The organism is Rubinisphaera margarita, from assembly GCF_022267515.1.
In the GTDB taxonomy this organism is placed as follows: domain Bacteria; phylum Planctomycetota; class Planctomycetia; order Planctomycetales; family Planctomycetaceae; genus Rubinisphaera; species Rubinisphaera margarita.
On record NZ_JAKFGB010000012.1, the window covers coordinates 135,408 to 159,990 of the forward strand.

At 57.3% G+C, this 24,583-nt stretch carries 20 protein-coding genes and 1 tRNA gene; 9 read left to right on the forward strand and 12 right to left on the reverse strand.

Features of this window, described 5'->3' with window-relative positions:
* Positions 1-101: 101 nt before the first annotated feature.
* On the reverse strand, positions 102-464 hold the full coding sequence (locus tag L1A08_RS09105) for a 4a-hydroxytetrahydrobiopterin dehydratase (RefSeq protein ID WP_238756025.1): 363 nt from the start codon (positions 462-464) through the stop codon (positions 102-104).
* Between the two features lie 106 nt (positions 465-570).
* Positions 571-1,926: a Gfo/Idh/MocA family protein gene (locus L1A08_RS09110; RefSeq protein WP_238756026.1), complete on the reverse strand. Its 1,356-nt coding sequence runs from the start codon at positions 1,924-1,926 to the stop codon at positions 571-573.
* Between the two features lie 252 nt (positions 1,927-2,178).
* On the opposite strand from L1A08_RS09110, the gene L1A08_RS09115 reads away from it, so the two are divergent.
* Positions 2,179-2,262 (forward strand) — tRNA-Leu (locus tag L1A08_RS09115).
* Positions 2,263-2,382: 120 nt separating this feature from the next.
* Here the strand turns inward: L1A08_RS09115 and L1A08_RS09120 are convergent.
* Positions 2,383-4,311: a family 16 glycoside hydrolase gene (locus tag L1A08_RS09120; RefSeq protein ID WP_238756027.1), complete on the reverse strand. Its 1,929-nt coding sequence runs from the start codon at positions 4,309-4,311 to the stop codon at positions 2,383-2,385.
* Between the two features lie 323 nt (positions 4,312-4,634).
* Between L1A08_RS09120 and kdsB the strand changes: the two genes are divergently transcribed.
* The 4 genes from kdsB (at position 4,635) to L1A08_RS09140 (ending at position 11,047) form a co-directional block, all read left to right on the forward strand.
* Positions 4,635-5,402: a 3-deoxy-manno-octulosonate cytidylyltransferase gene (kdsB, locus tag L1A08_RS09125; protein ID WP_238756028.1), complete on the forward strand. Its 768-nt coding sequence runs from the start codon at positions 4,635-4,637 to the stop codon at positions 5,400-5,402.
* A gap of 167 nt (positions 5,403-5,569) precedes the next feature.
* Entirely contained in the window at positions 5,570-7,192 is a 1,623-nt protein-coding gene (locus tag L1A08_RS09130; RefSeq protein WP_238756029.1) for a CTP synthase, read from the forward strand.
* Between the two features lie 156 nt (positions 7,193-7,348).
* Complete coding sequence (locus tag L1A08_RS09135) at positions 7,349-9,715, forward strand: DEAD/DEAH box helicase (RefSeq protein WP_238756030.1); 2,367 nt, start codon at positions 7,349-7,351, stop codon at positions 9,713-9,715.
* Positions 9,716-9,718: 3 nt separating this feature from the next.
* A complete protein-coding gene (locus tag L1A08_RS09140) occupies positions 9,719-11,047 on the forward strand; it encodes an HD domain-containing protein (protein ID WP_238756031.1) in 1,329 nt (442 codons plus the stop codon).
* 27 nt (positions 11,048-11,074) lie between these two features.
* Here L1A08_RS09140 and L1A08_RS09145 read toward each other — a convergent pair whose 3' ends face one another.
* The 7 genes from L1A08_RS09145 to L1A08_RS09175 all read right to left on the reverse strand — a co-directional run bounded on the left by L1A08_RS09145 (position 11,075) and on the right by L1A08_RS09175 (position 17,409).
* Positions 11,075-11,692 carry a hypothetical protein gene (locus L1A08_RS09145; protein WP_238756032.1) on the reverse strand — a complete coding sequence of 206 codons (618 nt, stop codon included), beginning with the start codon at positions 11,690-11,692 and terminating at the stop codon, positions 11,075-11,077.
* Between the two features lie 53 nt (positions 11,693-11,745).
* Entirely contained in the window at positions 11,746-12,063 is a 318-nt protein-coding gene (locus tag L1A08_RS09150; protein ID WP_238756033.1) for a VOC family protein, read from the reverse strand.
* A 12-nt stretch (positions 12,064-12,075) separates the two neighbouring features.
* Positions 12,076-12,348, reverse strand: coding sequence for a hypothetical protein (locus L1A08_RS09155; RefSeq protein ID WP_238756034.1), 273 nt, complete (start codon positions 12,346-12,348; stop codon positions 12,076-12,078).
* A 237-nt stretch (positions 12,349-12,585) separates the two neighbouring features.
* Positions 12,586-13,575 (reverse strand): malate dehydrogenase, encoded by a 990-nt coding sequence (locus L1A08_RS09160; protein ID WP_238756035.1) that lies wholly within the window; start codon positions 13,573-13,575, stop codon positions 12,586-12,588.
* Positions 13,576-13,738: 163 nt separating this feature from the next.
* Positions 13,739-15,607: a sulfatase-like hydrolase/transferase gene (locus L1A08_RS09165; protein ID WP_238756036.1), complete on the reverse strand. Its 1,869-nt coding sequence runs from the start codon at positions 15,605-15,607 to the stop codon at positions 13,739-13,741.
* Between the two features lie 84 nt (positions 15,608-15,691).
* Complete coding sequence (locus L1A08_RS09170) at positions 15,692-16,846, reverse strand: glycosyltransferase (protein ID WP_238756037.1); 1,155 nt, start codon at positions 16,844-16,846, stop codon at positions 15,692-15,694.
* Between the two features lie 80 nt (positions 16,847-16,926).
* Positions 16,927-17,409 carry a hypothetical protein gene (locus L1A08_RS09175; protein WP_238756038.1) on the reverse strand — a complete coding sequence of 161 codons (483 nt, stop codon included), beginning with the start codon at positions 17,407-17,409 and terminating at the stop codon, positions 16,927-16,929.
* A gap of 304 nt (positions 17,410-17,713) precedes the next feature.
* Here L1A08_RS09175 and L1A08_RS09180 point away from each other — a divergent pair, with 304 nt between their 5' ends.
* Complete coding sequence (locus L1A08_RS09180) at positions 17,714-18,031, forward strand: hypothetical protein (protein ID WP_238756039.1); 318 nt, start codon at positions 17,714-17,716, stop codon at positions 18,029-18,031.
* A 280-nt stretch (positions 18,032-18,311) separates the two neighbouring features.
* Positions 18,312-19,589 carry an ATP-dependent Clp protease ATP-binding subunit ClpX gene (gene clpX, locus L1A08_RS09185; protein WP_238756040.1) on the forward strand — a complete coding sequence of 426 codons (1,278 nt, stop codon included), beginning with the start codon at positions 18,312-18,314 and terminating at the stop codon, positions 19,587-19,589.
* Positions 19,590-19,735: 146 nt separating this feature from the next.
* Here the strand turns inward: clpX and L1A08_RS09190 are convergent, their stop codons facing one another.
* Entirely contained in the window at positions 19,736-20,623 is an 888-nt protein-coding gene (locus tag L1A08_RS09190) for a CPBP family intramembrane glutamic endopeptidase (RefSeq protein ID WP_238756041.1), read from the reverse strand.
* Between the two features lie 181 nt (positions 20,624-20,804).
* Here L1A08_RS09190 and L1A08_RS09195 point away from each other — a divergent pair, with 181 nt between their 5' ends.
* Both L1A08_RS09195 and L1A08_RS09200 read left to right on the forward strand, forming a co-directional pair.
* A complete protein-coding gene (locus L1A08_RS09195) occupies positions 20,805-22,235 on the forward strand; it encodes a serine/threonine protein kinase (protein WP_238756042.1) in 1,431 nt (476 codons plus the stop codon).
* Between the two features lie 335 nt (positions 22,236-22,570).
* Positions 22,571-23,341 (forward strand): hypothetical protein, encoded by a 771-nt coding sequence (locus tag L1A08_RS09200; RefSeq protein ID WP_238756043.1) that lies wholly within the window; start codon positions 22,571-22,573, stop codon positions 23,339-23,341.
* A gap of 124 nt (positions 23,342-23,465) precedes the next feature.
* Here the strand turns inward: L1A08_RS09200 and L1A08_RS09205 are convergent, their stop codons facing one another.
* A complete protein-coding gene (locus tag L1A08_RS09205) occupies positions 23,466-24,575 on the reverse strand; it encodes a twin-arginine translocation signal domain-containing protein (RefSeq protein ID WP_238756044.1) in 1,110 nt (369 codons plus the stop codon).
* Positions 24,576-24,583: the final 8 nt, after the last annotated feature.

Here is a 24,583-nt window from a genome sequence, read left to right on the forward strand (position 1 = left end):
CCTGATCGTGTAACCGCTTTGTTCGCGTCGCATCCCGCGTTTGGCTCGAAGAGTTCGCTTCGACGCGAAGGCTCGCCAAAACGTTCCGCTCTCGCCGGTGACTATTTCCCCTGCAGCTCGACGGGCAGTTGGTCGATCTTCGCGGCGAGGATGAAATCGTTCTCGGAAAGTCCGCCGATCGCGTGCGTCCAGATCTCGATTTCGACGTTGCGATAGCCCCAGATCCGCAGATCAGGATGATGGCCTTCAGTTTCGGCAACCTCGCCCACTTCGTTGAAGAAGTTCATTCCGGCCATGAAGTTGCGGACCTTCCATTCCTTGCGAATTCGTTCGCCCTCGTGACAGATCGACCAGCCCTCCAGCTGTCGAACCTGAGCGTCCGCTTCTTCCGGGGTGAGTTTCGGCACGCCTCCTTCACAGGGAACGCACTTTTTGGAGGTCAGTTGTTCGGAAGTGTGGGCCATAGCATTCTCCTTGATCGCAAGGGCTCGTGTCCGGAATGTCGGGCGTCGCTGAGTGTATTCTACAGGCGAGCGGCCAAAATTCGAGACGGAGCCCGTGATCAATTCCTCAACGCTTCAGCAGAAAATCCCAGGCAGACCGTTCCCGGTCCGCGGACGCTTTGAGCAGTTCGTCGGCGGCTGGATCATTGACGATCACTTCTCGAGCCGGATCCCATTGAAGCGGCTTCTGAAGGGCATGCGAGACATAACCCAGATGGCCCGGCGTGATGGAACGATGCGCCTGTTCGGCCGGAGCAATCGTCGGTTTGCCGAACCTCACGGCGTCGACGAAGTTTCGCATGTGTCCGGGCGAGGCGAGGACATCTTTCTCGCCGGACTGGAAATCTTTGGCGAGCCATCTCTTGTCTGAAGCATCGATCTTGCCTCGCGTGACAAACAGCCATCCATTCTCGCCCTCGAATCGGGTTCCGACGGGAAAGCGATCGGAGATGAGCCCCACGGTGCCGTCTTCGTACGTGCTTTCGATTTCGTAATGAAACGGGGTGTTGTAGACCGGTGTTTCAGCGATGACCCAGTTCTTCGCTTCGACACGCACCGGGCCGGAAGTCTCGTAGCCGAGTGCCCAGTGAGCGATGTCGTTGTGATGGCCAATCCAGTCCATCAATACTCCGCCGCCGAAATTGCGGTGCCCGCGCCACCATCGGTGATGCCGGGCCCGCATGTAGGGCAGGGGAACTGCCGGTCCACACCAGACGTTGTACGATCCCCCTTCCGGCGGTTCGCTCACAGTCGGATCATCCTGAGCCTGGTCATAACCGGGCGGCAGACCGACCTCGAACCGCGTGACTTTTCCGAGATGTCCATTCCGGATCAAATTCACCGCTCGCTGGAAAACGTCTTCGGAGCGCTGCTGAGATCCGGTCTGGAAGACGGCCTTCTGACTCGCAACTTCCCGGTACACGGCCTGGCCCTCAGCGAAAGTATGCGTGACCGGTTTCTCGCAATAAACCGCCTTGCCATTCTTCAGAGCAAACAGGGTAAGAAGGGCGTGCCAGTGATCGGGAGTGGCGATGACGACCGCATCCAGATTCTCGATCGACGCTGGATCCCAGGCCGCCTGCGTTGTAGTCAATGTGGCCGGCAGTTGAGCGCGCCCGCTCTTCCGGTGTTTATCCGCATGCTGCTGGATCTTCTCTCGAGCCGGCTGATAACCATATCGTGGGCCCTTTCCCCATTGGCGATCCCGATAATGTTCGTTGTAGAGATCACTGATCATGCTGATCTGGACGTCCTGCTGCGCCAGCAGATCGTCCAGCAGGTTGAAGCCTCGCGAGCCGAGTCCGATGACGCCGACCTGGATCCGGTCATTGGCGGAGACCTTCGCCGCCCTGGTTGATCGAGCGGGAAACAGTGAGGTCGATCCGGCGGCGAGGATTGTGGAGAGTGCCTGACGACGTTTCATCGAGTTGATCCTTCCGGTCCGCGCCGAAGTGGTGTGGACTTTGATTGAATTTCAGGTTTTCCGCCGAATGAGCGGATTCAGTTGGAAGATGCCGTTTCCCTGTCGCCGAGCGTGAAAAACAACGAATTTTCTCCGCAGGCCCGAACAGATCTCGCCGATACTTGTCTCAGTAAAAGATCTCGGTATACTTCCCTTGCCTTTGAGCGATATCGCTCATAAATTGGTGTTGGGCGACTTGCCCCACCTTGCTCTGCGGACGTGGCGGAATTGGCAGACGCGCACGGTTCAGGTCCGTGTTCCTTTACGGGAGTGGAGGTTCGACTCCTCTCGTCCGCACTCCATTAAAAAAGCATCGTCAGGTTTTCTGGCGATGCTTTTTTTGTTGCGCTTTCTGAAAAGTAAGCTGGGATCACCCAAGGCGGATCCCAGCGTTCTCGTGATCAGATTTTTACCGAGTTACTTGCTGCTGGCGAACTTGTAGATGCCGCGACCGTTGGCGGTTTCGATCGAGAAGTACAACTCCCCGTCTTCGTCTTCGCCGAATGTCAGGACCGGCATCTTGTCCGATTCGATGCTGTAGTTGCCGTTCAGCTTCTTGTTGGCGACATCGTAATCGAGTGCCCACAGTTTGCCCGTCACGTAATCGGCGTAGACGAACTTGCCGGTCAGATCTTTCACGCTTGGGCCACGGTAGACGTAGCCGCTCGTGATCGACTTACCAACCTGGTGATCGTATTCCCAGACCGGCATCTCGGCATTGTCCGCATCTTCCATCGAGCGGTTGCCGAACGGATGGGTTCCTTCGTAACGATTCCAGCCGTAGTTCTTGCCCTTCTCGACGACGTCAATCTCTTCCCACAGATTCTGGCCCACATCGCCCAGCCACAGATCGCCGGTTTCACGGTCGAAGCTGAATCGCCAGATATTGCGGAATCCGTAAGCGTAGATTTCCTTCTGGCCATCTTTACTGGCGAACGGATTGTCCTTGGGAATGCCATAGGCCAGATCGTCCGACTTGGAATCGACATCAATCCGGAGCAGGGAGCCGAGCAGGGTGCTCTTGTCCTGGCCATTATCGAACGGATCGTTCGCGCTGCCGCCGTCACCCAGGCCGATGTAAAGGTATCCATCGTGACCGAACTCGATCGTTCCGCCGTTGTGGTTGGCGAACGGCTGCTCCAGCGTCCAGAGGACGCGTTCCGACTTCGGATCGGCCTTGTTGGGATCGGTCTTGGAGACGCTGAATTCCGAAACGACCGACGTGTGAGCCTTTTCGGCCGACGTGTAGTAGACGTAGAACTTGCCGTTGTCTTTGTACTTCGGGTGGAACGCCAGTCCAAGGAAGCCTTCTTCGTTGGCTCCCCGGGCGGTGTAAGGAGCGACCTGTTCTTCAATATCGAGGAACTCGATCGTCTGCTTCGTCTTGCCACCTTCCGGGAAGACGTGAATGGTCCCGTGCTGAGTCGCCACGAACATGCGGCCCGAGCCATCGTTGGCGTGGGTGATTACGATCGGACGCAGCGGGCGAACTTTGCCCTTTTCATCGACAGCGTCCCAGTTCTCCCAGGTGAGCTCCGGGAAAGCGTTGACCGGCTTGACGCTCAACTCGCCGTGGCTCGGATCGGGAACTTCGTTCTCGGCGGGAAGTTCGCGAATCTTGATGTTCCGGAACGAGACCAGGTCGTTGTGGTCCTGCAGGCAGATGTGACCGGTCGTCGGCTTGCCAAAATTTTCGTAAGCGGAGAATTTGCTCTCAGCCACCCGCTTGTTCCATTCGTCGCTTCCTTTCTGGAAGCGATAGTAGCTGACGCCATTCATCATCACTTCCGACTGATTCGGAGTGACGCGAAGATAGATTTCGTTCCACTCGCCGGCGGGGCGGGTGGCATCGAGAATCTGCTCGGTGTCCAAACCGGCGTCGTCTTCGGCTTTCTTCTGCCACGGAGCACGGGCGGGCTTGTACAGCTGATACAGCCAGCCAGCTTTTTGAGGATCGTGTCCGTCGACATTGTCCTGAATCTGAATTTCCGGCCCGGTCTGCCAGGGACGTTTTTCCGTTTCCTGAACGTGGAACATCAACCCGCTGTTGCCCTCTTCCGAGATGCGGTACTGAATCGACAGCTCGAACGAGTCGTACTGCTTCTTCGTGATGATGTCGCCCGCGCCTTTGTCCTTGCGGGTCAGGACGCCGTTCTCAACAACCCAGCCGTCGCTAAGGCCATCGGCCTGGTAATTCCGAAATTGATCGGCTGATTTGCCGTCGAACAGCAATTCCCAGCCGGCCAGTTTCTCGGCTTCGGTCAGTGTGTTCTGTTCCGCCTGAACCGGCATGGCCAGGAGTGAGCCCAGCAAAAGCGAGCCGAGCAGTGAAAAGCAAAGCTTCATCGGTGTTCCTCGTCAGTCTTGGTATCGAATCGACATCGGGTCCTGCGAGCGTCATCGGATCGACGCATTCTCCTTCGTTGCTGTAAGATCATATCGGGCCGCCCGTGCGATTGCTACAATCGCCGCCGGTTGCCGCTTTCCCCGTTGAATCGAACCGACTCCGGAAGGGTGACACAGAGAGTCATTTCTGTGCTGCGAAGCAACAGGGGGCTTGTCCTGAGTGTCCTTGTCAATCACTTCTCCGTCAGCGGCCGTTCAGACGGAAACATGGCACCCCATCATTGCTCGCTCGAATCAGAGATCGATCACAGGAACAATCACAAATGGATGTTGTGGGAATCATCCCGGCTCGTTTGAAGTCATCGCGTCTCCCCGGAAAGCTGTTGCTGAGGGAGACCGGGCGTTCGATGCTCGAACACACGTGGCAGGCGGCTCAGAAAGCGAAGCGGCTCGATCGTCTCATCATCGCCACCGACAGCGCCGAAATCGCGGAGGAATGCGAACGCTTCGGAGCAGAAGTCTCCATGACGGGCGAATGCGCCAACGGCACCGAGCGAATCGCGGTCGCACTGCAGAATCTCGAGGACTCCTGCCGCATCGCCGTCAATATTCAGGGAGACGAACCCGAGATCGATCCCCGGCACATCGACAGGGTGGTCGAAGCGCTGGAGAAGAACGAACAATACGAAATGGCAACGCTGGCGAACCCGATCCAAAGTGTCGATCAGCTGTTCGATCCGGCCTGTGTAAAGGTCGTCTGTGCTTCGAACGGAGCGGCTCTGTATTTCAGCCGATCGCCAATTCCGCATTCCCGCGATCGCGATCCGGTCGAATGGTTTGAAGAAGCCAGCCCTCATCAGCCGACACCCTGGCTGCAGCATATCGGGCTCTACGCCTATCGAGCCGAATTCGTCCAGGCATTCGTGAAGATGCCGGCCGCTTCGCTGGAAACGATTGAACAGCTGGAGCAGTTGCGGGCCCTGCAGGCGGGAGCCCAGATTCACGTCACGGTTGTGTCGGACGCATCACGCGGCATTGATACCCCCGCCGATTACGAGTCATTTGTGGCTCGTTTTCAGGCGAGAAACTGACTTTTCGATTCGGCGGTTTCAACCGCTGGTCTGAGCGGCGGCAAACAGATACACTAAACGCTGAGTGATGCCGCTCGTCGAATGAGTGCGCAGGAATCTCGGTCGGACCGCGTCCGGCTGCGCCCTCCCATCAGGTTTTCTTCCTTCCTCCCCAGAGCAAGCAGGCGATGACAAAGTTTATTTTCGTGACCGGAGGTGTGGTCAGTTCTCTCGGAAAAGGTCTCACTTCAGCATCGGTCGGCCTACTCCTGGAACGTCGCGGCCTTAAGGTTCGGATGCAGAAACTCGACCCGTATCTGAACGTCGATCCGGGAACCATGAGCCCTTACCAGCACGGCGAAGTCTACGTGCTCGATGATGGATCCGAGACCGACCTCGACCTCGGCCATTACGAACGCTTCACCAGCAGCCCGCTGTCTCGATCGTCGAACTATACCACCGGTCAGATTTATCAGGCGGTTCTCGACAAGGAACGTCGTGGTGAGTACCTCGGGGCCACCGTTCAGGTTATTCCGCACATCACCGACGAGATCAAGGAAGCGATCTTCTCGCAGGCGGGGCCCGATATCGACGTCGTCATCACCGAGCTTGGCGGCACAGTGGGCGATATCGAAGGACTGCCGTTCCTCGAAGCCATTCGGCAGGTGCCGCTCGAAGTCGGTAAGGAAAACTGTCTGTTCATTCATCTCACGCTGGTGCCGTATCTCAAGGCGGCTCGCGAACTGAAAACCAAGCCGACGCAGCATAGTGTCGGGCAGTTGCGGCAGATCGGGATCCAGCCCGACGTACTCGTCATTCGCACGGAACGGCCACTGGGACGAGACAACGCGGAAAAGATCGCACTGTTTTGTAATGTCGAGAAGAACGCCGTTATCGAAGAAGTCGACAAGACCCTCTCGATTTACGAAGTGCCGCTCGGTCTGGCCGAGAACAAAATCGATCGTCTCATCTGCGATAAACTCCAGTTGCCCCCCGCGTCCTGTCAGCTGGATGACTGGAAGGAGCTGATGAACAACATTCGGCATCCGGAGCACGAAGTCACAATCGCGGTTGTCGGAAAATACATCGAGCATCGCGACGCCTACAAATCGATCTACGAATCGATCGATCACGCCGGCTTCTCCAGCAAGGCTCGGGTCATCGTGAAGCGGGTTTCCGCCGACGAGCTTGAGGAAGAAGATCCGGAACTCCTGCTCCGTGGTGTTGATGGCATTCTTGTCCCGGGTGGCTTCGGCATGCGGGGCATTGAAGGCAAGATTCGCGCCGCCCGTTACGCCCGCGAGCGCCAGATTCCGTACTTCGGGATCTGTCTGGGGATGCAGTGCGCCGTGATCGAGTTCGCCCGCCATGCTGTCGGTCTGGACGATGCGAACAGCACCGAATTCAATTCGGAGACAAACAATCCGGTGATCTGCCTGCTCGAAGAGCAGAAGAAGATCGTCTACAAGGGCGGCACCATGCGACTCGGGGCTCAGCCCTGCACATTGATGGAAGGCAGCCTTTCCGCACAGCATTATGGTCAGGCCGAAGTCTCAGAGCGGCATCGTCATCGCTATGAATTCAATCCGGAATACCGGGAAGCGATTGAGCAGGCCGGAATGCGAATCGCCGGGGCCAATCCCGACAGCGGACTGGTTGAGATCGTCGAAGTCGAGAATCACCCCTGGTTCGTCGCCGTGCAATTCCATCCAGAATTTCATTCCAAGCCTCTCGCTCCCCACCCGTTGTTCCAGGGCTTCATCAAAGCTGCTCTTGATCGTCGCCAGGACCAGGTCGCGGTTCCGGTCTAGTTCAAGCTGGGAACGGAAGCGAAGCAGAGGGGCCCGGCCGTCACGTCGGCTGGGTGACGAAGTCCAAGAAGCCGCGCCATGCGTGAGTATCAGGAAGAAGACGTCCATTCCTCACGCTCACCGCAGTGACCACGAGACAGGAAGTACGGTCGTCCCATGAGCAAGGCAGTTGATCGCGACGAACTGGCGACCGCGTATCTCGAACAGCTTCCGTACGAGCCGTATCCGGTTCAGGAGGAAGCACTGCTGACGTGGTTCACTTCGGAAGAAGGAATCCTCGTCTGTGCGCCGACCGGGACCGGAAAGACACTGATCGCTGAAGCCGCCCTCTTCGAGGCATTGCAGACCGGCAAAGTCGCTTACTACACCACGCCCCTGATCGCGTTAACGGAGCAGAAGTTCCAGGAGATCCAGGAAGCCGCTCTCCGCTGGGGGTTCGCAGCCGAGGACGTCGGACTGGTGACCGGCAATCGCAAGGTCAACCCGGGGGCCAAAGTGCTCGTCGTCGTGGCGGAGATTCTGCTCAACCGACTGCTCGAAGCCGAAGCGGATGACTTTCGCGAAACGTTCGCGGTCGTGATGGACGAGTTCCACAGCTTCAACGATCCCGAACGCGGCGCCGTCTGGGAATTGACGCTCGGTCTTCTGCCGCCTCATGTGAAGCTGATGCTGCTGTCCGCGACCGTCGGGAACGCCGTTGAGTTTCTGATGTGGCTCCGCAATCAGCACGGCCGAAAACTGCGGCTGATTCAGTCGGAAGATCGCAAGGTGCCACTCAACTTCCGTTGGGTGCCCGATCAGATGCTCGACGAGCAACTCGAAATCATGGCCGCCGGCGATGAGGCGACCAACTACGTCCCGGCCCTCGTGTTCTGTTTCAACCGCTCGCAATGCTGGTCCATCGCCGAGCAGTTGAAAGGGAAACGGCTCGTCACGAAAGAACGGCAGGCCGAGCTCGCCAAACGGCTCGAACAGTACGACTGGTCGCAGGGCGCAGGCCCGAAACTGAAGCCCATTCTTATGCGGGGCGTTGGTGTCCACCATGCTGGCGTGTTGCCCAAGTACCGTCGCATCGTCGAGGAGCTGTTCCAGGAAAAGCTGCTCTCGGTCTGCATGTGCACCGAAACACTCGCTGCCGGGATCAATCTTCCCGCTCGTTCGGTTCTGTTGATTTCCTTGATCAAGGGGCCACCAGGCAGAATGAAACTGATCGATGCCAGCTCGGCTCATCAGATGTTCGGTCGGGCAGGGCGGCCGCAGTACGACAAAGTCGGTTACGTCTTCGCGATCCCCGACGAAGACGACGTGAAGATTCTCCGCTTCAAAGAAAAGTACGACCAGATTCCCGAGGACACCAAAGACCCGAATCTGATCAAAGCCAAGAAGCGGATGAAGAAAAAGATGCCGACGCGAAACAGCAATCGGCAGTATTGGAACGAAGACCAGTTCGAGAAACTCCGCAATGCGCCGCCGGCTAATCTCAGCAGTCGAGGACATCTCCCCTGGCGAATGCTGGCCTGGCTGATCAAGGATTCTCCCGAGGTGAAGAGGCTGCGGGACTTCGTGTCGCGCCGGATGCTCGAAGGCAAAGCTCGAGAACAGGCCGAGAAGCAGCTGTTCCGCATGCTGAAGACGCTCTGGGCCGGCGACTTCATCGAACTCGATCCTCCCCCTCCGGAACCAAAAGTCGTCAAAGAGAAAGCAGAAGAGCAGAAGCAGGGAACGGATGACGACGGCTTTGGTGAAGGCATCGGACTGTTCGGTCAACTGCTGCAGGAAGCCATCCAGCCGGAGAAGAAGGAGACGCCGAAGAAAGTTCCGGGCAAGGCGTCAGCGGGGCCTGTTGAAGACCAATGGATCCCGCGGCGCGCGGTTCCACTGGGGCGACTCGACGAACTCCTGCAGTTCCGCAGCATCAATCCCGTTTACGGCTGCTATCTGCTGAAACTGCTCGGCAAGGCTGACGAGTTCGAACAGATTCAGATTCTCGAAAGCGTGCTCGAAGTTCCCGGCTCGATGCTGCGGGATGTTCGCGTGCCAGTTGACTTGCTGGTCTCCGGCGAACTGGCGCGAAGCGTCGTTGATCACGAGCTCGTCGAGCAGGGGCAACTGCCGAGTCATCGCATCTGGCAGCAGCCGCCCGATGATCCTCGCGATATTCTGTATGAAGACTACCCACCACCGATCGGCGACAAAGTTCACATGTTGTTTCAGTCGGAATTTCCCGGCGTTCACGGCGTAAAGATCATGCCGGTCTGGATCGTGGGCGACGTGCTCAAATTTGGCGGCGACTTTCAGAACTACGTCACCGGCCGCGATCTGACCAAGCAGGAAGGCGTCGTCTTCCGCCATTTGCTCCGCTTTGTGCTGCTCGTGAAAGAGTTCGAGCATCTCTGTCCGGAAGGGATGAACGAAGAAGTCTGGCAGTCACGATTAATGTACTGGGACGAGACTATCAGCAAAGCCTGCCGCGAGGTCGATCCCGAAACGACCGACAAGATGCTTGAGATGATGGGGGACTAGCCGATGTCGAGCCTGACGATCGGACAGCTGCCGGAAATCACCGCGTCACAATCGGGCCGGGGTATCATCCGCATTCCCTGCGAACAGGATGTCCCGTTCACCGATCGGGTTCGGGCGATTGTCGATACTCCCCAGTTTCAACGGCTGCAGTATATCAGTCAACTCGGGTTGGTGTCCCGCGTTTATCCCGGGGCGACCCATACGCGGTTTGAACACGCGCTCGGCGTGTATCACAACGCGGTCCGTTACCTTCGGCACCTGAGCAGAAACTCGCGGTTCACGGAACTGTGTACGACCCGGGACGCCGAACTGCTGCTCGTTTCCTCGTTGCTCCATGATCTGGGGCACTGGCCGTTCTGCCATCCCATTGAAGACATGGCTCTGGCCGAGATTCCGGATCACGAAGAGTTCGCTCGCAGCTTTCTGCTCGAAGAGACCGAACTCAATCGCGTCCTGAAGGAAGTCTGGAACATCGACCCGGCTGACGTCCTCGATATCCTCGTCGCCAGAAAGAGTTCACCGACGAGGAAACTGTTGCGGTCGATTCTCTCCGGGCCGATCGACATCGATAAGCTCGACTATCTCGATCGCGACAGCCTGCACGCCGGCGTGCCCTATGGTCGCAACTTCGACCGCAATCGACTGATCAACTCACTCACCGTCAACGAGCACGGAGACGGGCTGGCGATTACGTCCAAGGGCAAGACGGCAGCCGAACTGATGGTCTTTGCCCGCTACGTGATGTTCAGCGAAGTCTACTGGCATCACGCGGTCCGCAGTTCAACCACTATGTTCGCCCGCTGCTTCTACGAACTACGGGAGCGGATCGATTTGCAGGCGTTCTTCCGCCAGCGGGAATCGGAATCGGTCGATCAGATGCGGACCGCCGCACGCGACACCGATTGCGAACCGCTCATCGAAGGGCTCTTCGGGACCCGTCGGCAGATCTACAAACGAATCGCCGAGTACTCGGCCGTGGACCACAGTCCCATTTTCGAAAAGCTGGCCTATCGTCCGTATCAGGAACTGGTCCAGCGAATGGACCGCCTGCAATCGCTGCTGAGCGAACAACTCGCGACTCCCATGGAACCGCTGCAACTCCTCATCGATGCTCCGCCGCCGCGCCGGGAGGTCGAGTTCAAGATCGACGTGCTGTTCACGAAAGAACAGCGCTATCGCCCGCTGGCTTCGGTCTCGCCAGTCGTCGAAGCATTGGCTCATCGCCAGTTCGACGACTACGTGAAGAAGGTCCGCCTGTTCGTCGCTCCCGAAAGAGCAGGGCAGATCACCGAAGCTATGGTGCTCAAGGCAATCGAGCGGCTCGACGACTAAAGGCTTTTCGGGCAAATCGAAAAGCTTCTATCCTTCGTGTTCCAGCCAGCCAGTAATTTGAACGGTTTGACCGTCAGGCAGCTCCGCAATCTGTTTGTACAGATTGATGAATTGCTCCATCATTCCGCTCATGGGCCAGGGAACCAGATTCTCGACAGCGTACTCCCCGCCGAGAATAAACGGTTGCTGCGGAAGTAATCGGACGCCCACCGGAAGACTTCCGTGGAGTTCCTGCCACTCGTGAGCAATCGGGAAGCCAGTTTCGACTTCGTAGTCGTCCAAAATCTTTGAAGCCCATTCTTCAAGATCACCCGCATGAGCGGTGAGTTCACCTGATTCCGGCTCGAGGCGGAAGACTCCCCGATCGCAGACACCAAACTGAACCCCGAACACATCCATGGCGAAGAAAGCCAGGTCATCTGGGACAGGATAGGATTGACGCCATCCGTCGGGCGCATTCCATTCGACAAGCCCCGGCAATTCGAAGGTCCCTACAGTTGGAAGGATCAACAGGCTGCTTTCGAATACGAAGGCTCCATTATGTGAGTCGTAGATCGGTGCCAGAGACTGGAACGACCGAGGAAGTTCGGCATCGTCCGGCCAGATCGGCTCTGCAATCTCCAGAATTTTATTGATAAAAGACACACGAGTTTCCGACGATGATTCCGCGTCTGCAGAGCGGAGCCTGACAGCAGGATTCAGATCGACTGATCGTCCATCATTTCGACGACGTTGCCAAACGGATCAGCCGTGTAAACCGAGCGAGTGCCGTCCCGGTGGGGTTTCAGTTCGCCGAACTTTTCGGCGTCGGGAATGGCGAAGCCGATGTGGGGCGGATGCTGACCGGGAACGACCAGAGCCATCTGCAGATTGGCGAACTGGAGCATCGCCCAGGTATCGTCCTGATAGACAACATCGCAGCGGAAGGTTTCACGGTACCAGTTGACGGCCTCGGCGATATCTTCGACCGAGATGGCGATGTGATGGACCGAATCGAGGGAAGTGGTGGTGTTCATAGGAATTCGACCTTACTGAATGCTTTCAACGTCCTGGTGGGGAAGACATGCCATTTTATAGAACAGGCCGGTCTTCTCACATTCCTGAATAAATTCCTGAGGCATTCGAGCTTCGGTTTCGTCGTCCCATTCCACAATGTATTGCAGCGATTCACCACGTCCTTTGGCTTCCACCACGGTGCCGGTCCATTGATCGGCGTCGACGGGAGGGACTTCAGGAATGACACTGCCCGGCTTCAGGCGAATCTTCGTCCCGGACGCCAGTTTTGTTTTTTTCGCCGGCATGGCTATTTCATTTTCCATCACGCTGGAATTTGATTCAGAGGATTGACCGCTGACGGGAGGCAGCCGCGATCAGCGGCAGCCGGAAGTGTCATCTCCGAAAAATAGTAACGGACCGACCAGTTATCGCAATCTTGATCGCACGGGGATCTATGCGGGTGTTCAGTTTTTGGGCAGAGGAAACGTGAGGTTTGCAACTGCCCGAAGCTGAGGTCGGCTTTACGAAAGACTGCACTGATTTTACGGCAGCAGGTCTTTCACGGCATCGCGTTCGTCGCGGAGTTCCTGCAGCGTGGCTTCGATCTTGCCCTTGGCGAAATCGTTGTGTTCCCAGCCGGTTTCGATCTTCCAGCTGTTGCCGTCGCCGGTCAGCGGATAACCGAAGATCAGGCCTTCATCGATGCCGTAACTTCCGTCGCTGCAGACGGCTGCACTGAAGCAGTCGCCGCTGGCGGTCGGGCGGATCACGCTCTTCACGGTGTCGAGGGCGGCGTTGGCAGCCGAGGCCGCACTCGATGCTCCCCGAGCGCTAATCACAGCGGCTCCACGCTTCTGAACGGTTTCGATGAACGTTCCCTGCAGCCAGGCTTCGTCGGTAATCACGTCGGTCGCGGCTTTGCCGTTGATTTTGGCGTGATAGAAGTCCGGATACTGGGTGGCGGAGTGATTCCCCCAGATCGCGACATTCGAGACGTCGGCGACGGGCACGCCCGCTTTCTGAGCCAGCTGTGTGGCGGCCCGGTTCTGATCGAGTCGAGTCATGGCGAAGAAACGATCGCGGGGAATGTCCGGAGCGTTGGCCATCGTGATCAGACAGTTGGTATTACAGGGGTTTCCGACGACCAGAACCCGCACGTCCTTCGCGGCTGCGGCCTGAATGGCTTTGCCGGTGCTGGTGAAGATCGGGCCGTTGATGCGAACCAGATCGCCCCGCTCCATGCCGGCTTTTCGCGGCACGCTGCCGACGCAGAGGACCCAGTTGCAGTCGGCGAAGCCGGCTTCCAGATCATCGCTCGACTGCTTGACCACGCCAGCGAGAGTCGGGAATGCACAGTCGTCGAGTTCCATTTCGACGCCATCCAGAGCCGCGAGGGCCTGTGGCAGTTCGATCAGATGCAGAATGACCGGCTGATCCGCACCAAAGACTTCCCCGCTGGCAATGCGGAAGATCATGGCATAGCCGATCTGACCGGCTGCTCCGGTGACTGCGACGCGAATCGGGGCTTTCATTATCGTCTCCTGTGTCATCCACGCGGGATGAGGCTAGTGGTGTCTGTTCGATGGTGCGGTGGTCTTCAGAAGTTTTATCGAGTCAGGACGCGTGTCTCAATCCAGCGGGGACGATTGTCTCTGATCTTTCACGGCCCACCGATCGGCGTCGACTGATGTGTGGTCAGTTGGCCGGAGCATTCAATGAGGCAAGGATCCGTGTGATCTCCTCGGGCGTGAAATTCCCGGTGAGCACGGCCTGCTCCGAAATCTCGCTGCGAATGTACGGAGCCATAATGAGTTTCCCGTCGACGAGAATCGCCAATCGTTTTCCGATATTGTCTCCGGAAACAGTTCGCATGATCTTCGCCCCCTCTTTGGTGAAGGTCATGGCGATGCCGCGTTCTTCGGGAGCGTTTACGGCCCTGGCGATATGAGCATTGCTCAGACAGGGCTCGGCATGAAGATAGATCTGTTCGCGCGTCGCGTCCTGCAGCACCTTCGGCGTGAGGCCTTCGGCAGCGTTCGCTTCAGCAATGAAGAACTCGACTTCGACAAGCTCCGGCTCCTGAGCGAGTTGCGACAAATAATAGCGGATGCGTGAATTGCGGGCGTAAGGATCGTTGTGTTCCTTCGCGTAATCGCGAATCGCCACAGCCAGCCGGCTTACGGCAGTCGCATACTTTGGATCTCCCACGCGGTTGGTCAACTCCTGTGGATCTTCCTTCAGGTCGAAGAACCAGGGCTTGTCGTGCGAGGAGAGAACGAGTTTGAATTCATCGGAAACGGCGCAGAGCCATAACTGATTGGACTGCGTGCTGCGAAGGATCGCGATGTCGTTCCAGTCCTCTGCGTTCTGGCCGGTAAAGAGTGCTGCAGCATTACGGCCATCCGGTGTCACCGACGACTCTTCCTCCATCAGGTTCAGGATCGTGGGGAAGAAATCGATGCACGAGAGTGCTTCGTCGACCTGGGTTCCGGCCGGGATTTTCTTCGGATAGCGAATCACAAACGGGATCCGAGCGGAGCCTTCGTAAGGATTCCCCTTGTTGATCTTGCCATGTTCTCCGCACAGGTCGCCGTGATCGGAGGTAAAAACGATGATCGTCTCATCGAGAATCTGTTTTTCTTCCAGCAGCCGGATCAGTCGGCCAACGTTGTCGTCAATGCATTTCACCATCCCAAAATATTTGGGCATGAACTGTCGGAGGCTGTTTGCAGAGACGCCCCGATCCGGATAACCCCAGATCGGAATCTGCCGCGGACGTTTTGTCAGCGATTCAGGAATCACTACGTCAGCGGAGGAGTACATCGTGTCATACGGAGCACGAACGGTATTTGGACCATGAGGGTCCGGCAGGCTGAGCATATAACAGAACGGCTGGTCGGCGTTCTCTTCGATAAACTCGATCGTCCGATCAGTCAGCCAGTCCGTCGTGAAGGTCTTTTCGTCGGCGTTGTCGAGGTTGTAATTAGGGCGGCCACGATTGTCGGTGCCGCCAACGGCCGGACCGTTCTCAGTGCTGACGAGCTTTTTCCAATGGCCGCGATTGAACATGTACCGGTTATCGCTCCAACCGAAGTTTCGCTGCGGGGCCCATTCCGGTTTGCCGTCGCCATCGAGATGCCATTTGCCGCAGTAGCCGGTCGAATATCCGGCCGACTTGAGAACATCGGCAAAACTGGTGATCTGCCCGCTCATTTCGATGTCGTTCTGCACGACGGGCGTCGCCTGCGGATACTTGCCGGACATCAGGCTGGCGCGAGAAGGCGAACAGACCGGGGTTGTCGCATAGAAACTTGTCGCCAGGGCTCCTTCTGCCGCCAGCCGATCGAGATTCGGCGTCAGCGAGCCTTCACCACCGTACATCGTGCTGCCGTAGCAGCCGAGCGTTCCGTAGTGATGTTCATCGGTTTGGATGATCAGCAGATTCGGACGGGACGCCGGAGCGTCAGGTGCCGCGGACAACGTTTGAGTCAACAGGCTGCAAAATACGGCGACGATCAGCGACAGCTCGTGCGTGCAACTGGCGATTCCACGATGAATCGTCATGAATCCGGCCCCTCCCTATTCGGATCACGTGAACAGAATGCGAGTTCAAGGGTATCGGATCGATCCGAGGATCGCCATCGACGTTCAGTGAAGTTCCTGTTCGCTGACTTCGATCAGATGCTGCTCAAGCTGGCGCACGATCTGGGGAGCGTCGAAGTTGGACTCAACGAACCTTCGGCCGGCTTCGGTGCGTTCCCGGAGTCGTTGCGGATCATGCGCCACGGCGACAATGGCCTGTGTCAGATCGTCGATGTCGGTCGGTTCGACCAGGTCGCCGTATTCTCCGCCCTGAAGCACTTCTTTCGGACCACTGGGACAGTCGGAAGCGACAATCGGGACGCGACAGGCGAGAGCTTCCAGAAGAATCAGAGGAAAGCCTTCATAGAGCGAAGGAAGGCAAAACAGGTCAGCTGCTTTCATCGCGGAGAACGGATTCGAAGTGAAGCCCGGCAATTCGACGTGCTCGGTGAGATCGAGTCTCTCAATCTGCGATTCCAGTTCGGACCGAAGTTCGCCGTCGCCATAGATATGGACTTTGATCCGGGAGAGCCCGTGTTCATCAATCGCCCGTCGTGTCGCTTCAATCAGGTACCGGTGGCCTTTCTGATGATTGAGCCGCCCGGCTGTAATCACATGGAACTGGTCTTCGGAGTAATCCGGAAGGTTCTCTGCCGACATGCGGTCGAGTTCGTTGAGGTCGACCGAGTTATGCAGAACATGGATCTGGTCCAGCGGAACCTCGTGACAGACCGAAACTCCTTCGCGATCCCCATTGGAAACCGCGAGCACACGAGTGGCGCTGTGAAAAGCTTTTTTGAGCAGCCAGCGTTTGACCGTGCGGAAGCGTTTGATCTCGTTCTTCAGGTCACGGCGGGGATCAGCGGTATTACTCGCGATCCAGCGGCACTTCAAATCCGGAAGCACGTCTCCCGCGATGAGTATGGAATAAATCGTCAGGGCGAAAACACAGTCGATCCGTTCGGACTGCACAAGATCGGCGAGATCCTTGCTCTGCAGGCGGTGCACATAGCCCGGCAACTTCCACCGCGGGACGTTCACCCGCTCTTCGAACACATAAACCGCGACATCGTCCGGGATGTCCGCGAGAAACGGTCCTTCGCGCTGCTGGAGGTACAGAATCGGCTCGAACTTTGCGCGATCGAGATATCGCAGGTATTGAATGACCTGCCGCTCGGCTCCTCCGCCTGCCAGTGATCCGATCGTGAAGAGAACTTTCATTCGTTCTGTCATGGATCAGCACTTCGGCCAGTTTGGAGAGGAATCTGTTGTGGACATCCGTTCTGTATTGGCTATGCCAGTCAGCCCTGTGCCGAATAGGCTTCGGCGAACTCCAGGACCCACAGATCGATCAGATTCATGAACGAATCGAGGTCGAGCTCGGTCAGCCGCTGGAAATGGCTGCGGGCGAAGATCTCCTTATTGCGGATCGTACCCTTGGCGGTGAGGTCAATAAGGGCCGCTTTCGAGTAGGGCCGGACGACCATTTCGAGGTGGCTGTAAAGCCGATCGGCCGAGCCGCGGTTCATTTCGATATCATCGCGGCGGATGCGGGCTCCCCAGCCTTTCTCACTCATGACGGTTTCGTATTCGAAGCCGGGGAAGTGGTCAACCAGTTTGTGCAGACAAACGTCGATGTGTTCGGTCAGTTCGAGCCGGGCCGAGGAATGCAGGGACTTACGTTCCTCCTCGGTCGACAGCTTTGCCTGCTGGGATTCCTGAGCGTCCTGTCGTTGTTTCTGTCCGCGATCGATGGCCTTCTGCAGCCGCTGTTCAAAATCCATATTTCTGCCAATCTTGCGGTTCCGCGAGCGGAACGATCTGTCTCACGTGGTCCTGTCGTGCAGTTCCTAATCTATCGGAATCTGCGAAATCGGCAATGCCACGGCGCGATTCGCCGGCTCGATGCCAATGGTGCCGGCGAAGGCCTCCGGAGATTTCGGGATTGCATTCCCGTCGAGCTCCGCAATAATTACGAACCGGGTCGGATTGGTAATTTCTACGTGAATCTTCGCCAAAAAATTTGAAACCTTTTCGTCAAGGCGAAGTCGCTTTCGACCGCTGGGTCGAAAAGTGCCACGACAGCTTATGCACTTGCTCGCCGCCCCCAACTTTACTGATTTGCTCGAGGCCACGATGACGCAGTGGGTCATTCTGGCCGTCGTCGTAGCTCTGCTGATTGGATTGAGTTTGTGGATTAAATCCATCCTGACTGATGATGACGATACTGCGAACGCTGATCATCAGATGCTCTCTCAGATACTGGAATTGAAACGAAGAGGCGAATTGTCGCCTGAGGAATTCCGATCCATCAAAGGTCAGCTCACAACGCGCATCCACCGTCAGGAACTGCCGCTGGAAGTTCCGGCCGTCACTCCTGAATCGCCGGACGATAAGACTTCCTGATTCCTCTCCACCGCGACTCCCGGATTCACCTTTTTACAATCCGGGCCGCACGGAAACGGTTTGGTATACGCGTTGCGGAACAGACTTCTCGGAAAGCGGTAGCCAACCAGCTTTCCTTCTCAAGGGATAGAGAAAACGAACGCCCGACTAGAATGGTCGATGGTCAATCACGCGAACTGAGGACTCTGAATCGGAGGCAGCAGACTCAGTTCCACTCCAGGATAGAACCGACTCACGATCTGAGACATATGTCACGATCGACAGCCTTGAAGGATTGCGAATGACCTCCGGAACAGATTTTACTGCAGGAAAACGACAGGGGACCAAGAAGCACGCCAACTGCTCCTTCTGCGGCAAGAGCTACCGCGAAGTCGGACCGCTCGTGGAAGGCCCGGAAGACGTTTTCATCTGTGAGAACTGCATTGACCTCTGTCAGTCCATTCTCAGCCAGGAACGCAAGCGTCGAGGCGGTTCTCAGTCTCTGTTCAAGCGGGTGCCGACCCCTCGAGAACTGGTGTCGCACCTCGATCAGTACGTGATTGGTCAGCACCGTGCCAAGAAAGTGCTCTCTGTCGCTGTGCACAACCACTACAAGCGACTGATGAACATGGAGAACGACGAGTCGGAAATCGAAATCGAAAAGTCGAACATCCTGTTCGTCGGACCGACCGGTTGTGGTAAGACTCTGCTCGCCAAAACGCTCGCCCGCCATCTGCAGGTGCCGTTCGCTATTGGCGATGCGACCACGCTGACCGAAGCCGGCTATGTCGGTGAAGATGTCGAAAACCTGTTGCTGAAGTTGCTCCACGCCGCCGACTTCGATATCGAAGCCGCTCAGCGGGGGATTATCTTCATCGATGAGATCGACAAGATCGGGAAGACGAGCCAGAACGTCTCGATCACCCGCGACGTCTCCGGCGAAGGCGTTCAGCAGTCGCTGCTGAAGATGCTCGAAGGCACCGTGGCCAACGTCCCGCCACAGGGTGGTCGCAAGCATCCGGAGCAGCAGTACATTCAGGTCGACACCACGAACATCCTGTTCATCTGCGGAGGAACATTCGTCGGTCTGGAAGATATCATCGCCAAGCGGATGGGCCGCAAGATGATCGGCTTTAACTCCGGGAGCCAGGCGAACACGGAGCGTCAGAGAAGCGAACTGCTCGCTCAGGCGGAAGTCGACGACATCCTCGAGTTCGGGCTCATTCCGGAACTGCTGGGACGTTTGCCCCTGCTGAGCACGCTCTCGCCGCTGGCTGAAGAAGATCTGGTGAAGATTCTCGTCGAGCCGAAGAACTCGATCGTGCGTCAGTTCCAGCAGCTCTTCGGCATGGAAAACGCCACGCTCGACTTCACTCCGGAAGCTCTGCACGAGATCGCCAAGATCGCCGCTCAGCGGGAAACCGGTGCCCGAAGCCTGCGATCGGTTCTCGAAGGTGTGATCTTCGACGTGCTGTTCGATCTGCCGGAAGCCGGCCACGGCAAGAAGTACGTCCTCACGGCCGAAATGGTTCGCGGCGACAAGGCCATTGTCCCGCTGGATGATTCGGCTGCCGCCTGATCGACCACGGTTTTGAAAACGATGAAAAGGACTCGCGGGTTTGCCTGCGAGTCCTTTTTTTGTGGCTCAATCGCGTCGAACCGGTCTCTGAGCGGCCCGAATTTGCCGGAAGGGCTCACCGGCCCTGGACGTCGAAGCTCCAGCGCTTACCCCGCCGGGATGAAGATCGACATCAATAGCATACTGCCGTTGAAGAGCCCATGAGCCGCGACGACCGACCAGTAACTCTGTGTCCTCAGCATGCACCAGGCCAGGCAAAGTGAGAGCGGCATGAGTTGCAGAGCATCGTGAACTCCGTGACCGACGCAGAAGAGTACCGAAACAAGTATCGCGCTCAGATGTTCGGTGGCTTTTGTCGACAGTCTGGCTCGCTGAAAGAACCGTACAAAGCCATTCAGCAGCAACACACGAAACAGCAATTCTTCAAACATCGGGGCCACAACAACCGCCGCGAGAACGATGATCGACAGCAGGACCGGATCGGGATTCTCCTGGATGATCTGCAGCAGCAGATGCTGATTCTCCTCGGTCTTCCACAGCAGGGAAACGATGCCAAGGAGAAGCGTCGGCGGCAGAGCCAGTACAAACACCTCGACTCCGTTTCGAAGGGCCTGGGATGCTGAACGGAGTCGAAGAGCTTCAGCCAGCGGCGTGCCCCGGCTCGAAAAGTTCCAGAGAGCGAGGAGAAGAACGCTGACCGCAGCGGGGATGACAATCGTCACCAGTATGAGTGCTTCCGGTCGAGGTGTCGTCGTTTCCACGGGACCTTGAGCGGCGGCGGCAGGAGTTGCGTATTGCTGGATCAGTTGCAGAGTCAGCCAGATCACCCCTAAGGCAATCGGAGCAGGGGGGATGTGCGGAGCAGTCGTTCCAGTGTTCTGAAAACACTGCGGCGTCCCGATCGGTTTCCTCATGGCGAGACGACCGGCCCAGCTTCCCCAGCGGAATAATCCGGCGAGGACCACGGCCAGGAAGGCGGTCGAAACGAGAGTCTGCAGGATCGGGAACACAGCGGGACAATCAGAAGAGGTCAACTCAAAAGCGATCGTCGCAGCTTCTGCCGGACTCTCGCGAATCGTGTTTTTTTGTGCGGTATTGGGTGTTGGATTCTGGTAGGATGATAGACCAGTCCGCAGGTCGGGGCCAGCCGGGACGATGTCAGAAGGCCCGATCACTTCGGGATTTGCACCAATCCGCCGTCAGCGGGGATCCGCCGTGAAGAGCGACTCATCATCGCCCGAACTCAATCCTGTTAAGGCGTCCGACGTTGTCGAAGGACTGCGGGAACGGAACGAACTTCTCGAGCAGACCGTCATTCGCGGGCAGGAGATAATCGAGGGAATCTTCGATTCGTTCAGCGATTCCGAGCATGAAAAACTCCCGGACGCGGAGCTGCATCACCACGATGAAGATCTCGACGAGATCATCGGCCGCCGCTTTTCCATTTACCGTTGCGACGCCCTGCTGGGACGAGGCGGCATGGGGCGGGTTTATCTCGCCAGGCATTCGCAACTGGGAAGGGCCTGTGCTCTGAAGGTGAGTGCGCCAACGCAGGCTCGCGGTTCGCATCACCTTTCTCAGTTCGTCCAGCAGGAGGGACGAATCGCCGCCAAGTTGATTCATCCACACATCGTCACCATTCATGCGGTCGGCTCGGAACGGGAACGCTTCTACATTGAAATGGAGCTGGTTTCCGGAGGATCGCTGAAGAATCGATTGCGGATGGAGGGGGCGGTTCCACCCCTAAAAGCGCTGGAATGGGTGACTTCGATCGGCAGTGGACTCGACTATGCTCATCGTCATGGAATTCTGCACCGGGACATCAAGCCCGATAATATTCTGCTTTCGGACCGGGGGACGGTGAAACTGGCTGATTTTGGCCTGGCCCGGCGGCTCGATCTGCCGGTGCTTCCCCTCGACGGCCAGGTGGTGGGAACATTGCCTTACCTGGCTCCCGAGGTCATGCAGTATGGCGAACATTCCCCGGCCAGCGACGTCTACTCACTGGGAGTTTCGCTTTATCAATTGCTGAGCGGACGACTGCCGTATGGCGGTCAGACAGCCGACGAGGTGGTTCATCGCGTCCTTTCCGGCCAGGCTCCGTCGCTGCGGGAGCTGAGACCAGAGATTCCATTGAACATCGCCGAGTGCGTCTCGATGATGATGTCGCGGGATCCATTCTCCCGACCTCAGGATGGGACCGCGGCCTGGCATCTGCTCTCATCGATTCTCGGGCAACTCCGCGACGTCGATTCGCTGCTTCGCGAGGCCCTCGGGCACGATCCCGAAATCTCCTGGATTCGCTGCGGAGAGAAGTATCGTCTGACCGTCCAATTGCCGGATGGCCGCCAGCAGAAAGTCTTTGTCGAAAGCAGCTCTCATCGTTCCGATCGGCAGCTGCTGCTCATCTACAGCACCTGCTGTCCGGCGACTCCCACGTTTTACGAATCGGCACTCCGGCTCAATTCCGAGCTTTCACACGGAGGGCTCGCCATTCGCGAGATCGATGGGCTGGCGCACTTCGTCATGCTCGATACTTATCCCCGGGGGACAGTCGACGCCGAGGAGCTGCGGAAGAGTATTCAGGCGGTCGCTCAGACCGCTGATTCCGTAGAACGACGTCTCACAGATACTGATACGAATTGAATTTCGAGTTCCTGGGACCGGTCGCGAAGGCGGAATAACCGCACCTGTCTGTGCCGAATCCGCTTTGGAAGAGGCTCTGTTTCCGGCCGCATATTGACCAGACAGTTCCTCGAATGATAAGTTTAATAGTCAGGCCGATGGCCCGAAGTTCAGTTTCTGTCGGTTGTTCTGGCGAGTTGACGATGAACCCGATACAGAGGGCTGAGTCGCCAGATCGCATGCTCGTCCGGCGGGACAAACCGTCGATAAACCACGACACGGCATGACATTGTTCTGATCTCCACTCTTATCGGGCAGCCTCACCGCTGCCGGACGCTCCTCCTGTGAGGTTCTTCATGAAGCTGTTCAGACTGTTTCCAGTTCTTTTTGTTTTGTCGCTCGCGATGCCTTCGGGTGTGCAGGCACAGAGCAACGAAGGGTTTGTTCAGAACGTGGCCCCGTCGACGCAGGGGAACGAACGCAGCCGACAGAAATCACTGTGGGTGATGGAAGTCGACATGAAGCCGCTGCGGGTGATCTGGGTTGATCAGCCCAATCCGCAAACCGGCCAGATGGAACGGCAGCTGTATCTCTATCTCTGCTACCGGGCGATGAACCGGCCGGTTCCTGCCCCGACGGTTCGCGAAACCGAACCGCAGAACCGGATTGATCCGGAGCCGAATCCACCATACTTCATTCCAGAATTTACGCTGGTGGCGACTGATACCGACGAACGACAGATTCTGCACGATCAGATCCTGCCGGAAGTTCAGGCCGCCATTAATGCCAAGGAACGACGGACCTACAAGAACTCGGTAACGATCGTTCAACCGGTTCCCGAAGCCACAGAGGAAGCCCCCAACAACAGTAATGCTCTGTTCGGTGTCGCAATCTTCTCTGGCATTGATCCGGGAGTCGACCGTTACACACTCTACATGGGCGGCTTCTCGAACGGCTACCGCGCAGTTCCCGGACCGGATGGCCAGCTCCAGCTCGAACGCAAAACCATCCAGCAGAAATTCTGGCGTCCGGGCGACGAGTTTGATCCGAATTCCCTTGAGTTCCGCTTCGATGAAGAACCGACCTGGGTCTACCGGCCTGATGACGTGACAACGAGCGACGAATAGATCCCTCGAGAATAAACGAGCGAAGAAAGGCCATGCGATTCCGGAATCGCATGGCCTTTTCGATTTTCAGAGTCGGTCCGTAACCTGAACGTTTCGCAACTTCTCGTCAGTTCTGGGCACGGTTTCAGCTGACCTTTTCCAGTTTAGTCACGCGGCCGCCGACCACCCATTCCGCGATGTAGATATCGCCCGCATCGTCAAAGCACGCGTCGTGCGGATGAACGAACTTGCCGGCCTGCCACAGTTTTGGCGTGGCGCGCATCTTCGTGTTCTTGTCGAGCACCTGGGTCCGCCAGGCTTCGTCATCACCAAGTTGGGCGACCGGTTCGTTGTCGGCATTAAGGATTGTGATCCGGGCATGCAGATCGGGAACGAGCATCAGATCGCCACGTACATCGATATCGGCCGGGAAGAGAAAGCCATCCAGAGTGCGAACGTGTTTTCCTGACAGGTCGAACCACTGCAGACGTTTGTTGGCCCGGTCGGCGACAACCAGCTTCGGAGCCCCGTCCCGTTCGTCGAGCCATTGTCCATGGGGTGTGGCGAACTGCCCGTTCTGGTTGCCTGAGCCGCCGATAGCGCGCACGAACTTGTCGTTCCTGTCGTATTCGAACAGGTAGTTGCTGCCGTAACCATCGCCCAGATAATAGCCCCCGTCGGGCCGGAAGCTGACGTTCGTCGGCCGATAACGCGTACCCGGCTTGTCGTAAACGCCACTGTCTTTGTTCAACTCCTGTTGACCGCGCTGCCAGACTGTTTCACCATCGAGTGTCAGCTTAGCGAAGGCGAGTGTGCTTTCGCTGGGCGACAGATAAATGAACTCTTCATTGCCTTCTTTGCGGATATCGATGCCGTGTCCGTGACCGGCGTGAATGTCGCCCAGTGATTTGACGAACCGTCCGCTCGGCTCGAAGACAAAGACCGATCCCGGATTGCCATAATGGGTGATATAGATCAGTCCCTGCGAATCGACCGCGGTGCCATGAGACGCATTGCCGTAAACGTGATCGGCCGGAAGGGCGTCGTTCCCCCAATGATGCAGACAGCGATATGTGTGCTCGCCCGAGCCGATGATGACTTCTCCATCCTTCGATTTCCTGGCCGTACGAACGAAGAAGGGAGCGGCCTGGACGACGGAACCTGCTGCGAGCGTCCCAGCGACAACGGCAGTTGATTTGAGAAACTGACGGCGGGAGACATCAGAAGCGGAACGCGAAGACTGAGGAGCAGTCATTGGGAAAG